General features: G+C 44.5%; 8 protein-coding genes. 6 read left to right on the top strand and 2 right to left on the bottom strand.

Translation table 11 applies throughout. The features are described 5' to 3' along the window. Positions 1 to 45: 45 nt before the first annotated feature. Positions 46 to 681, bottom strand: a complete 636-nt coding sequence (gene pdxH, locus BCU75_RS10805) for a pyridoxamine 5'-phosphate oxidase (protein WP_076674514.1) — start codon at positions 679 to 681, stop codon at positions 46 to 48. Between the two features lie 166 nt (positions 682 to 847). Between pdxH and BCU75_RS10800 the strand changes: the two genes are divergently transcribed. From BCU75_RS10800 to BCU75_RS10775, 6 genes are all read left to right on the top strand, one after another. Next, complete coding sequence (locus BCU75_RS10800) at positions 848 to 2,752, top strand: sensor histidine kinase (RefSeq protein WP_102473948.1); 1,905 nt, start codon at positions 848 to 850, stop codon at positions 2,750 to 2,752. A gap of 100 nt (positions 2,753 to 2,852) precedes the next feature. Continuing rightward, complete coding sequence (locus BCU75_RS10795; protein WP_102473838.1) at positions 2,853 to 4,148, top strand: sigma-54-dependent transcriptional regulator; 1,296 nt, start codon at positions 2,853 to 2,855, stop codon at positions 4,146 to 4,148. Between the two features lie 111 nt (positions 4,149 to 4,259). Further along, the gene (locus tag BCU75_RS10790) at positions 4,260 to 5,651 is read left to right on the top strand and encodes an HlyD family type I secretion periplasmic adaptor subunit (RefSeq protein WP_102473837.1); all 1,392 of its coding nucleotides are present in this window, start codon (positions 4,260 to 4,262) and stop codon (positions 5,649 to 5,651) included. A gap of 59 nt (positions 5,652 to 5,710) precedes the next feature. Continuing rightward, positions 5,711 to 6,379, top strand: coding sequence for a transglutaminase-like cysteine peptidase (locus BCU75_RS10785; protein ID WP_102473836.1), 669 nt, complete (start codon positions 5,711 to 5,713; stop codon positions 6,377 to 6,379). Positions 6,380 to 6,384: 5 nt separating this feature from the next. Continuing rightward, positions 6,385 to 8,295 carry a bifunctional diguanylate cyclase/phosphodiesterase gene (locus BCU75_RS10780; RefSeq protein WP_076674522.1) on the top strand — a complete coding sequence of 637 codons (1,911 nt, stop codon included), beginning with the start codon at positions 6,385 to 6,387 and terminating at the stop codon, positions 8,293 to 8,295. Between the two features lie 18 nt (positions 8,296 to 8,313). Further along, complete coding sequence (locus tag BCU75_RS10775; RefSeq protein WP_102467088.1) at positions 8,314 to 10,428, top strand: type I secretion system permease/ATPase; 2,115 nt, start codon at positions 8,314 to 8,316, stop codon at positions 10,426 to 10,428. A 133-nt stretch (positions 10,429 to 10,561) separates the two neighbouring features. On the opposite strand, the gene BCU75_RS10770 is transcribed toward BCU75_RS10775, so the two are convergent. After that, the gene (locus BCU75_RS10770; protein WP_102473835.1) at positions 10,562 to 12,232 is read right to left on the bottom strand and encodes a DUF342 domain-containing protein; all 1,671 of its coding nucleotides are present in this window, start codon (positions 12,230 to 12,232) and stop codon (positions 10,562 to 10,564) included. Between the last annotated feature and the right edge of the window lie 513 nt (positions 12,233 to 12,745).

Genomic DNA, 12,745 nt, shown 5'->3' with positions numbered 1-12,745 from the left:
TTTTTGTATGTTCTATTCGATGTAAACGACTGAAGATAGATAAGCCTAAGGCGCTAGGCGATCAATATCCCAGCTGTTGTCTTGGCGTGAGAACAAGAAACGGTCATGCAAGCGGTGCTCACCACCTTGCCAAAACTCAATGCTATCCACGCGAACTCGGAAGCCCCCCCAGAAAGAAGGAACCGGAATCTCTCCTTTCGCAAACTTCTGTTTAAGCTCCAGATACTTGCCTTCCAAAATGCCACGAGCAGAAATACGACTACTTTGCTTGCTTGCAATCGCGGCCAGTTGGCTCTCTTTTGGACGTGACGAAAAGTATTTCATATTTTCCATTGCCGTTAGCTTTTCAGCCGTACCCGTAATATGAACTTGTCGCTCAAGAGGATGCCAAGGGAAGTGCAAACTGATTTTGCTATTGTGCCCAAGCTGGTGCGCTTTGCGGCTACCTAAGTTGGTGTAAAAAACGAAACCATCTTTATCGACATTCTTAAGCAAAACAATTCGTTGAAATGGCTGACCATTTTCATCAACCGTAGCAACTGTCATGGCAGTAGGGTCCGTCAACTTAGCTTCAATGGCTTGCTCTAGCCATAGATTGAATTGCTCAATCGGGTCTGCGGCCAAGTCTTTACGTCTCAATCCACCCTTAGCGTATTCACGACGAATATCTGTCAGTTCCATTTGGTTGCTCCTTTCAATTTTTTGTGATTTTGCGCTGTAATCCTTTGAAACACAAGTCTAAGCCATGGTTTTGTCTCACAGAAGGTGTTCGGTGTTAACAAGATCTCGGTACTCAATCAATCATATTGATAATCTTTATACAAACCGATTACAAACTGAGATCCAAGTGACCAAGATACTGCCTAACCTAATGACTCCTTTTGTTTTATTCTCATTATTATTGGGAGCAGCAGGGCTGACCGCAACCCACTTTATGGCAGTACAATTTCAAGAAAAAATCGTCACCCAACAACTCAATGAAGCCGCCAATAAAGCGAACCTACAAATTGATTCTGAACTGGATAAATTCAAACAGATCCCGGATTTACTCAGCCATGACCCTCGCTTGCTTTCTTATTTTGACTCAACACCACAAACAGACAAGATTTCCGCTGCGCAGCTCAATCAATTGTTGTTTGAATGGTCGAATCAAAGCCAAGCTGACACCATCTATATTCATGACCCGAGTGGTACTGTGGTCGCTTCCAGTAATTACCAAAAACCTCGTACCTTTGTGGGTGAAAACTTCTCGTTTCGCCCCTACTTTGCTTCTGCAATTCAAGGCAACAACACGCACTATGTCGCACTGGGTGCCCGCTCGAATGTACGCGGTTACTTTTTATCTTCACCGCTGTATGTTGAAAATGACATTGTTGGGGTTATCACCGTAAAAGTGAGTTTAGAAAACCTCGAAAGCATCCTAACCAGCGACGACTTTGAGATAGTGGTACTCGACTCTAACCAAGTAGTCTTTCTATCGAGCCAAGCTCCGTGGCTTTACCATTCATTGTTGCCATTAACTCAGCAGCAACAAACCGATATCGCACTTCAACGCCAATACGGTCAAAGCGAAATTTCGATCATCGAAGCCTTTCGTTCTTCAACCTCAGACAAGGAAAAGCAATCAGCTCAACCTAACAACATTCAAAAAGAGCTCACAACCAACCAACTATTCAAACTTGGCACTTTCAATCTCTACCCAGCAGCCGTCAGTAACAATCAGTACCAAGTGGTCGCCCTAAAAGAGACCAGAGCTGAGCTTATAAAAGTACTGCAGATCGATGTCATCTTTGTGGTTATTTACAGCTTGATGATGCTCATTGCTTGGTCGTGGCGTCAAACCTACATAGCAAAAGTGGCGTTAACCCGGCTCAACCAAAACCTAGAGCAAACCGTAGATAAACGCACTCACTACTTGAAGCAATCCAATCAACAGCTGCAACAAACCCTTTTTCAGTATCAAGAATCGCAACTCAAGCTTAAACAGACAGAACAAGAACTGACTCAAACCGCTAAATTAGCAGTACTCGGTGAGCTGTCAGCCAGCATTAACCACGAAATCAACCAACCACTAGCTGCCCTTCGAACATACAGTGAGAACAGCTTAAAACTGCTTGAAATGGAACGGACTGATTTGGTCAAAAGCAATCTCAATAAAATGATTGCTTTGAATACCTCGATTACTGAGATTATCGCGCGTCTTAAAGTCTTCACTCGCAAGGTCGCCAAGCAAGAACATCACGTGGCAAACCTGCATCAGTCGATCAACAACGCGACCAGTATTCTTAGTGCGTTAATGATCAAGCAAGGCATCACGCTAAGGCTAAGCACAGTGCCTGACAACATTGATATTGCGATTCACCCAACCGAGCTCGAACAAGTGCTGGTTAACCTGATTCACAACGCAACTCAAGCGCTTCAACAGCAAATTCTTGAACAGAAAGTATTGCAGGAGCAACAAAACCTGGAAAGCGTTGACCAACAGGCTAGCCCACAGATAGGCATCGAATGGCAGCTGCATCATGACTCTTGTCAGCTGCTCATTTGGGATAACGGAATTGGCATACAGGATAAAAAATTAGGACAGTTGTTCGACCCGTTTTTTACCACTAAACCGGAAGGCTTAGGGCTAGGGCTCTCAATATCGAAACGGATTATTGAAGCGTATCACGGCACAATCAGCGCGAACCGATTAGAGCCTTCAGGCATGGTATTCTCGCTAAACATCCCGTTATATAACGATAAGGGCTGACATGTCGTTATTATTGTTGATTAGAAAATGAATTTTACAGACAGCTAATCTCACATGCTGTTAACCTCACATACTGTTAAGGACTCGACTTTTGCACTCTATGCCTAAACTCTATTTTGTCGACGATGAACCCGCAATCCGAGACTCCATAGAACAAGCCATGCTCATTGAAGGCATCGATATCGTCTGCTTTCCCAATGCTATTGAGGCGTTAAAGAAGATAAATACAACGCAAGCCGGAATCGTCATCACCGATATTCACATGCCGGTGATGAATGGCATTCAATTAACGCAAAAGTTACTGAGTCAAAACCCTCATTTTCAGATCATCGTACTTACCGGACACGGTGACGTGCAAACAGCAGTATCCGCAATGAAAGCCGGAGCTTATGATTTCCTAGAAAAACCGTTTGTGGTCGATGCCCTACTCACTGCAATAAAGAAAGCCGCAGATAAGCTCGCCTTAGTTGAAGAAAACAACCTACTGCGTAAAGAGTTGGCGATGCAGAATCAGGTCGGACCAAAACTGATTGGTCAATCGCCATCAATGCAGGCATTACGCCGAGAACTGATCACCTTAGACACCAAAATTCACCCTCTTCTACTGTTTGTCGGCGATCTAGGGACAGGCAAAAGGGTCACAGCACAGTACACGCACGATCTGCACAGCCATCAAACCGCGGAACTGTTCCCTATCGCTGCGTTCAACTTGCCGCGCAATAACCAAGCTACGTTTGATCACTTTGTTATGCAATTATTCAACAAACATCAGGGCGGAACACTGTATATCCATGAAACAGAAACGTTAACTTCAGAACAATGGTACTGGTTAGCCGCTCTAAAACCCACTCTACTTCGTGAAAATTCATGCAAGACCAATGCAACCTGTATCATTATCGCAACCACAATAGTTCCAACTACAATTGTAGGTGAGTTTCGCCGATTTGATTTGTTAACCTTGGCGCAACGAACCGAAGATATTGGCTCATTGTTTAAGCATTTTGCTCGTGGTGCGGCAAGTCGATATCAGCTGCCGCCCCCTGTCATTAGAGAAAAAGAGATTCAACGACTCATTGCGACTCATTGGACGGAAAACATTCGCCAGCTTCGCCAACATGCCGAACTCAGAGTACTGACTCAAATTAAGCAGCCGTCGCTCGACAGCGATACTGGTAAACAAAGTGATGAGAATGAAGGTGATGTGAGCATAGAGGAGCAACAATTGTCGTTGAACCAACGCACTGATCGCTTTGAACAAATTATCTTAATTGAGGCGCTACATCGCCATCAAGGGCGTTTAAAAGAAATGCAGCAAGAGCTGCAAGTGTCGCGAAAGACATTGTATGACAAGCTGAGAAAGCACCAATTGGACAAAACAGATTTCAAGAACCAATAAGTAATAAAAATATATAAATTCAAAGATTTAAAGGAGCAAAATCTTAACATTTATCAAAAGTAAGAATACACTCAATAGGCTTGCACTTTTATTTAGCGAACAAGGACTGTTATGAGTCAGAAAAATTTCAGCAAATTGAACGAAACCGAACTTGAGTATGTCGATGATAAAACAGCGGCATTACTACTCAATACGCCCACCAGTGCGCGTATTATGTTATGGATGATTGTTCTGTTTTTTATTGCTGTTATTGGGTGGTCCGCTTGGGCTGAGATCGATAAAGTCACCGTTGGCCAAGGTAAAGTCATCCCCTCTTCCCAAATACAAGTTGTACAAAACCTTGAGGGTGGCTTGGTTAAAGAGATCTTGGTTAAAGAAGGCCAACGTGTTCAAAAAGGCCAACAACTACTGTTAATCGATGACACTCGATTTCGTTCTGACTTCCGCGAACGTGAACAACAAGTGGCGAACTTAACCGCCAACGTGTTGATGCTTTCCGCTTCACTGACCAGTGTCGTCATTAACGAAGAGTTCTCTGTAAAAGAATGGAAAAAAAGTGTGTTACTCGACTACGGTAAGCTCGCCTTTCCTCCAAAGTTCTACGAGCTTCAACCGAAACTGGTTAGTCGCCAAAAAGCCGAATATCGTCAAGACCTGAATAACCTAAAAAACCAACTTTCCGTTTTTGATCAACAGGTTGAACAAAAGCAACAAGACCTTATCGAAATTAAGGCACGTGTTCGTAACCTAAAACAGAGCTACCAGTTTGCTCGCCAAGAACTGGATATCACCAAACCTCTTGCCGATGAAGGGGTAGTACCAAGAATTGAATTACTTAAGCTTCAACGACAAGTCAACGACACTCGCCGAGAAATGACCTCAAGCGAACTCAAAGTCCCTCTTCTACGTTCAGCAATCAAAGAAGCGATGCTCAGCCGTATTGATGCTGCACTCAACTTCCGTTCCGAACAACAAGAAAAATTGAACCAAGCACAAGATAAGCTCTCTGCATTGACGGAGTCTGCAGTTGGCCTTGAAGACCGAGTAAACCGCACCGTAGTTGTCTCTCCCGTAACAGGTACAGTCAAAACACTAGGTATCAATACCGTGGGTGGTGTTATCCAACCGGGTATGGACATTGTTGAAATTGTACCGACTGAAGACTCGCTATTGGTTGAAGCTAAAATCGCTCCGCAAGATATCGCATTCCTACGCCCAGAACTGACCGCTATTGTTAAATTTAGTGCTTATGACTTCACAAAATATGGCGGTTTAGAAGGTGTACTAGAACACATCAGCGCCGATACCACTCAAGATGAAGAAGGCAACAGCTTCTACATCGTGCGTGTACGTACCGATAAATACAGTTTTGGACACAACGAAGAGCTACCGATCATTCCGGGAATGACCGCCTCTGTCGATATCATCACAGGCAAGAGAACCGTACTTGAGTATATGTTGAAGCCAATATTAAGCGCTCAAAACAACGCACTGAAAGAATAAGGGCGTTTGATGCTTAATAACGCCTTTCAGTACACAGTGAACAGACAAGAGCAAAGGTTATGAAATCTCGGATTTCGTTATTTTTGTTGGTCCTCACCTCTTTTACCTCTGTGGCGCTCAACAAGAGCGATCAAAGGTGGATAGACGCTGTTACTTCAACCTACGGGGAAAGAGCCGGCAAACGAGTGGCGACATGGCGCTCGAATATGACGTCATACGAAGGGTTAAGTGAAAAAGAGAAGCTGGATTCGGTAAACCAGTTCTTCAACCAAATGTACTTTGTCGATGACAACATACTGTGGGGAAAAAATGACTACTGGGCGACACCACTGGAGTTTTTAGGCAGCAACGCGGGTGATTGCGAAGACTTCACTATCGCAAAATACTTCTCTTTACTTGAGCTCGGCGTCCCAGATAAGAAATTACGATTGGTGTACGTAAAAGCACTTGAGTTAAACCAATTCCATATGGTGTTGGCGTACTACTCAACACCCAGTGCAGAACCACTAATTTTGGATAACTTAAACCCTGAAATAAAACGCGGCTCTCAGCGCAGAGACTTGCGACCGATATACAGTTTCAATGGTAAAAACCTTTGGTTAATTAAGTCGGCAGCAGGCAGCGGTAAGCTGGCAGGGAAATCTTCACGATTGAGCTTATGGAACGACCTACGTTCTCGTGAGCGCTCTCTAAATTTAAACAAACCCATTATCAATTACGATGAGTAGGTACAATGACTTTATATAAACAGCTTGTGGTCGGGATGGTTGCAGTATTCATACTGCTGATGACGTCAGTTTTTATGATCGAATTCAATACCACCCGTGGATACTTAGAGGAGCAGCAACGCTCTGAGGTAAGTAATACCATTAATACTGTTGGACTGGCTCTCGCCCCTTACCTAGAAGAAAAGGACAAGGTGGCAGTGGAGTCTGTTATCAACGCCCTATTTGATGGCAGTTCTTATTCCGTCGTGCGATTGATTTTTCTAGACACCGGAGATGACATTCTCCGTTCATACCCTGTAAAGCCAACCGGGGTACCGGAATGGTTTACCAACCTCAATCTATTTGAGCCAGTTCATGACCGCCGCGTGATTACCAGTGGCTGGATGCAACTTGCAGAGGTAGAAATCGTCAGTCACCCTGGTCCTGCCTACGATCAACTTTGGCAAGCATTCATCCGCTTGTTAACCATCTTTAGCTCGATCTTTCTATTGGGTCTAGTGTCTATCTCTTGGATCCTTAAACGCGCATTACGCCCGCTCTCGTTGATCATTACTAAGATGGATCAAATAGCGAAGAATCAGTTTGGTGAACCATTGGCTCGTCCGAAGACAAAAGATCTCACCTTGGTTGTCGACGGTATCAACCACATGTCGACCCAAGTTGAACTGGCCTTTAAAAACCAAGCGAAAGAAGCTCAAAAGCTGCGTGAAAGAGCGTATATCGACCCTGTATCTCAGCTAGGTAACCGCGCTTACTACATGTCTCAATTAACTCAATGGTTAGAAGAATCTAGTTTGGGTGGTTTAGCCGTGCTAAAAGCTGAATTTATTAGTGAAGAGTACGACGAAAAAGGCTACCAAGAAGGTGATGCCTTGGTTCATCAACTGGCTGAACAGTTACAGGCTTCAATTTCATCGCCAGATATCACCATCGCCCGTATTTCTAGTGATGAATTTGGCTTCATTATGCCAAACATTGATGAAAGCGAAATTAAACTTGTCGCTGACAGCATCGTAAACTGTATTCAAAACCTAGGTTCAGACCCAACAGGTATGGCGAATCCACACATCGCATTAGGTGTGACATACAGCAACACGCGTAAAACCAGTACCGAAATCATGTCGCTGGTCGATAATGCGCTCTCAAGTGCGAAGGCGAATCGTGAACTGACATACGGCTACGTAACGGCAGACGATCATGGCGCTGTGATGGGCAAACAACAATGGCGTATGTTGGTTGAAGAAGCGATCATCAATGACCTTGTCACCTTCCGTCTGCAAGCAGCAAACAATAGCTTTGGCAAAACATATCACCAAGAAGTGTTCTCTGCGATTGAAAAAGAGGGTGTTCGTTACGGTGCAAACCAATATCTATATGCACTAGAACAGTTGGAAATGAGCCATATTCTCGACCAATACGTTATCGAGAAGATGATAGAGAAACTGAATGCGAAAGAAGTAACGAGCCCAGTAGCTATTAATATCTCGCCGAGCAGTATTTCTCAGCCGAGCTTCATCCGCTGGATCGGAAAAACTCTTGAACACAATGCCTCAATCGCTCACTTGTTGCACTTTGAGATTCCAGAAAACTGCTTCATCAACGTTCCGCACTACACGGCACTACTGTGTAACACTATTCGCAATGCTGAAGCAGTGTTTGGTGTCGACAACTACGGACGTAATTTCCAATCATTGGATTACATCAACGAATACCGCCCTAGCTATGTGAAGCTAGATTACCTGTTTACCCACAACCTTGATGACGAAAAACAGAAATTCACCTTAACGTCGATCTCTAGAACCGCTCACAACCTAGGCATAACCACCATTGCGTCTCGAATAGAAACTCAGACTCAGCTAGATATCCTGTCTGATAACTACGTAGAAGTGTTCCAAGGCTTCATTGTTGATAAATAGTTGTAAGGGTTATATCGCATGCAAGATCCACTATTGAACTCACTGATCTACGTTAGCCGATATTACGGGTTAGCGAATTCGCCCGAGGCGTTGATCAATGGGCTACCACTATCCGATGGAAAGCTAACCCCTTTCCTATTCCCTCGCTCTGCGGAGCGAGCGGGATTAGTGGCGAAAGAAAACCGTTCCGACCTAGAAAATATCCCTCACCTGATTCTGCCTGCTGTTCTGCTTCTCAAACAGGGTGAGGCATGTGTTCTCAACAGCATCGATGTAGAAAAACAAGAAGCGGAAATTATTACAGCGGAAAGCGGCATGGTGCCAATCATCATTCCTATCGAAGAATTGAAAGAACAATTCATCGGCCGCTACTTCTTGGTAAAAAAGCAATTCCGTTATGATGAACGTTCACCTGAGGTTCTAAAAACACGCAAAGGTCACTGGTTTTGGAGCACCATTTGGGAATCCAAAAACATCTATCGTGACGTGTTGATTGCATCCATTCTGATCAACATCTTCGCCATTGCGGCACCGATGTTTACTCGTTTGGTGTACGACAAAGTGGTACCCAATCTCGCATTTGAAACCCTATGGGTGCTGGCGAGTGGTATCTTTGTGGTCTTCTTATTCGACTTGCTTTTGAAGTTAATGCGCAGCTACTTCATTGACGTTGCGGGTAAAAAATCCGATATCCTAATTTCATCTAAGCTTTTCAGTAAGGTGCTGGGGATTCGTATGGAAGCAAAGCCAGCTTCGGTCGGTGCTTTCGCTAAAAACCTGCAAGAGTTCGAATCTATTCGTGAGTTCTTCACCTCAGCAACTATTGGTTCATTAATCGACTTACCATTTGCACTGATGTTTTTGGCATTAATCTGGTTAATGGCTGGCAACCTTGTATTTGTTCCCGTCGCTGGTGTGGTCATCCTTGTCATCTACGCACTGCTAATCCAAGGCCCACTGCGTCGTACTATTGAAGAAGGCTCTCGTCTTGCATCTCAGAAATACGCGAACTTAATTGAGAGTTTAGCAGGGCTAGAAACCGTTAAGCTATTCAGCGCGCAAAGTCAGTTTCAATTCCGTTGGGAAGAAGCGGTTGCGCATATGGCAAACTGGAATATCAAGAGTCGTCGTATCACTGACAGCATCCAAAATACCGCCGGCTTTGTTCAGCAAAGTACCAATGTAGGTATGATCATTTTTGGTGTGTACCTCATCGCAGAAGGTGAACTCACTATGGGTGGCTTGATTGCTGCGACCATGTTGAGCGGGCGTGCGATTGGCCCTCTTGTTCAACTTTCATTGCTTTCTACGCGTTACAACCAAGCAAAGTCATCAATGACTTTGATTGAACAAGTAATGTCGATGCCTGATGAGCAGGAAGAAGGTAAGCGCTACATTCACCGCCCAATTATTCAGGGTCATATTGCACTAGATAAAGTGACGTTCCACTATCCAGACTCTCCAGTCGCTTCAATTAGAGACTTAACCCTCAATATTAAACCCGGTGAAAAAGTAGCGATCATTGGTCGAATTGGTTCCGGTAAGACCACGCTAGAACGTCTGATTATGGGCCTATACAAGCCCACAGAAGGCCATGTGCGTATTGATGACACAGATATGGAACAACTGCATCATGTCGACGTACGACGCAATATAGGCTGTGTACCGCAAGACAGTAACCTGTTCTACGGCTCGGTAAGAGACAACATTACTTTAGGCCGCCCGTTGGTCGATGACCGTGATGTGATGGATGCAGCCAACCGCGCAGGCGTGACCGCTTTTACTCAGCAAGATCCAGCCGGCTTAGAACGTCAAGTCGGTGAAGGCGGTGCTTTGCTCTCTGGTGGCCAGCGTCAATCGATTGCCATTGCCAGAGCATTCCTAGGTCGCCCACCCGTGCTGTTGATGGATGAACCGACCAGTGCGATGGATAACCGCTCAGAGATGCACATCAAACATCAACTCAACCAGTTATTGCCAAGCGAGACATTGATTCTTATCACCCACAAAACATCGATGTTGGACATTGTAGATAGAGTGATTGTGATGGAGAGAGGCAGCATTATTGCCGACGGTCCGAAAGCACAAGTTCTGTCAGACTTGAAGCAAGGCAAGGTAAGAGCAGCAAGTTAAAGCGCTCATGTGACTTAAAGAATCTAACTAAATCAATATCAGTAAAAAGCAAAGGGGGAGCATCAGCTCCCCCTTTTTTTGTTTGTTCTAATGAGTAAAAAAGAACGTGTCGGTCAATTGCAGAGTCATTCAATTACAATGAGATATCTTCTTGTTCCATCTTGAATGAACATTGAATCTCGTATTGATTGAACGAGAAAACACTGCCACCATGAGTTCGCTTGGTGGTAACTGTCTCATCACCAAATTGAATCGTCACCCGGGTATACACCTTTTCGTGTGCCTCGACTGTGCACTCGGCAAGACTAGTTTCAAACTCCGCTTCGAGTGTGTCCAACTGCGACTTAGTGTTTTCAATCGCGAGATTGTTCTTTTCTCGCTGCTGCTCAATTTTTAACGCTTGCTCTTCGCTTCTTTCTGCTTTTGGTCGCTTCTTAAATTCGAGCTCTTGGCGAATCACATCCATGGTCTGTTCTTGAGCGTGTTTATAAGTTTCTTTCAGCTCAGCTATCTTTTGTCGGTAACCATCGTAGCGTGCAAATCCGTGTACCTTGGTTGCGGTATCTCCTTCTACGCCTAAAAAGACACATTCCACTTTCCCACCGACTCTAGCTTCCCCGCCACTAAGCGTACCGTGCTTCTTCAAACTATCCATTACGATAAGGTTGTTACCACAACGAATGTCATTACTCATGCTGTGCACACCAAGTCGAAGGTCGGTGGCGGTTTGGAGCTCGGCGTTCTGCGCGTAGCTTGCTGTGATAGAACCTTTGCTAAACACCTTGCAGCTTTTCGGCTCACCCTCTTTGGTCGTGTGACCGATAATCCCCTTCGCAACTTTGATATCGCCCTGAGCTTGGACTTCTGCCGATTCAATAAAGCCACCAACGGTAACACTACCCGTCGCTTTAACGATCATTCCCGGTTCAATGTTTCCAGAGACAAATACATTGCCTTTAAATTTGACGTGTCCGGTTGACACATCTACGTTGCTAACACACAAAGCGTCATCTACTTCAATGGTTCGATCTTTGATTATGGGTAACCCAGGAAATGAAGCGAGTAATAAGTTGGGGTCGTCAGGGGAGATGTAGGTGCCCTTTCCAGGCTTAATTAAACTGTCTTGTCCAGGGAGCGGTGGGATAATTCGACCTTGGACGGTAAAGCCAGCGATACCTTTGGTCGCGGGAGTACGCTTCATCAAGTGATCATTTTGACCAACAGTAATGGTTTGCCCCAAGTCTCGCATATCAATCTTGCCCTCGTCTTTACTGCGAGGCTTCAATACTTGACGAGTAATGTCTTCAACCAAAGCGGCAAACTTAGCATCTTTGCCCTTTACTGGTTGCGTCCCTTTCGCGACAGGTTGAGTAAACTTTTCACCGGGTTTAAGCTTGTTACTCATCATCAGTACTTTTCTGAGTGCTAACTTATTAATTCCCTTTGTTATGTGAGCTTGGGCTAAACAGTGAATGATGTCGCTACCACGCAGCGGATGTCCATTATGGGGTCCCGTCACAACAAGACTCGCAAGCATCTCATCGTCAGACAGTTCGACCGCGACACTGGCATGACGAACTTCGGCAATCAAGATTCCCTCATAAGCTTCACCCTTGCCTTCTTTAGAAAGAGTAACAAAGCGCAGTACCTCTTCTTCGAAAAGAAAATAGTTAGACGCGTTCAAAGCTTCCAAGGCTGGTGGTAATGTCTTGTTGTCAAAGCTTGCGTCGACTACAAATCCAGATGGCAAACGAGCAACCACCTGCAGCTTATCTTCTGACAATGTAACAATGTTGTCCCACATTCGAATCGAGTATCCCTAATGACTCAGTTGTTATTCAGTCTATATAATTCGTTCTGAGCTTAAAATCACCACATTATAATAATCAGCGTCACATCACTTACTTTCGATTGTGCAAACATGACTCAGAAATAAGACACACGCATTTTATGAGCGGGCTCACCTTTACAATCCGAATCCGCAATTGTTTAAGGCAGTTTTGGAATGGAGCTCTAGAAGATGACAACAAAAAGTAGAGCATGAATACGCTTTGAATTAGGAGGTGAAAGGAAAGCCTCAGATGAAAACACCACACAAATACTCGATAAGAGCGATGGCGAAAATCTCTATTGAAACGTAAATCAGTAGGCCTAGATTCGGTTTGCCTGAGTTGATTAGACCAACGTTCAGATTCAAAACACTTATATGGCACTTTCAGATTCTCGGGCTGCTGGGTAGATATAAAATTTTAGGTCAAGCCAATAAGCTGAGGATACGTTTTAGAAGTCAGTAACCGAAGAAGAAGAAGAAGAAGAA

The sequence above is a fragment of the Vibrio splendidus genome (assembly GCF_002873455.1).
Lineage (GTDB): Bacteria > Pseudomonadota > Gammaproteobacteria > Enterobacterales > Vibrionaceae > Vibrio > Vibrio splendidus_J.
The sequence above is the reverse complement of the archived record's forward strand: the minus strand, read 5'-3'. Positions and strand labels throughout refer to the sequence as shown.

Bases quoted from the DNA above. Each gene is read 5' to 3' on its own strand.
- BCU75_RS10770 (WP_102473835.1), bottom strand. From the start codon at position 12,232: ATGTGGGACAACATTGTTACATTGTCAGAAGATAAGCTGCAGGTGGTT.
- BCU75_RS10795 (WP_102473838.1), top strand. From the start codon at position 2,853: ATGCCTAAACTCTATTTTGTCGACGATGAACCCGCAATCCGAGACTCC.
- BCU75_RS10775 (WP_102467088.1), top strand. From the start codon at position 8,314: ATGCAAGATCCACTATTGAACTCACTGATCTACGTTAGCCGATATTAC.
- BCU75_RS10790 (WP_102473837.1), top strand. From the start codon at position 4,260: ATGAGTCAGAAAAATTTCAGCAAATTGAACGAAACCGAACTTGAGTAT.
- pdxH (WP_076674514.1), bottom strand. From the start codon at position 681: ATGGAACTGACAGATATTCGTCGTGAATACGCTAAGGGTGGATTGAGA.
- BCU75_RS10780 (WP_076674522.1), top strand. From the start codon at position 6,385: ATGACTTTATATAAACAGCTTGTGGTCGGGATGGTTGCAGTATTCATA.
- BCU75_RS10785 (WP_102473836.1), top strand. From the start codon at position 5,711: ATGAAATCTCGGATTTCGTTATTTTTGTTGGTCCTCACCTCTTTTACC.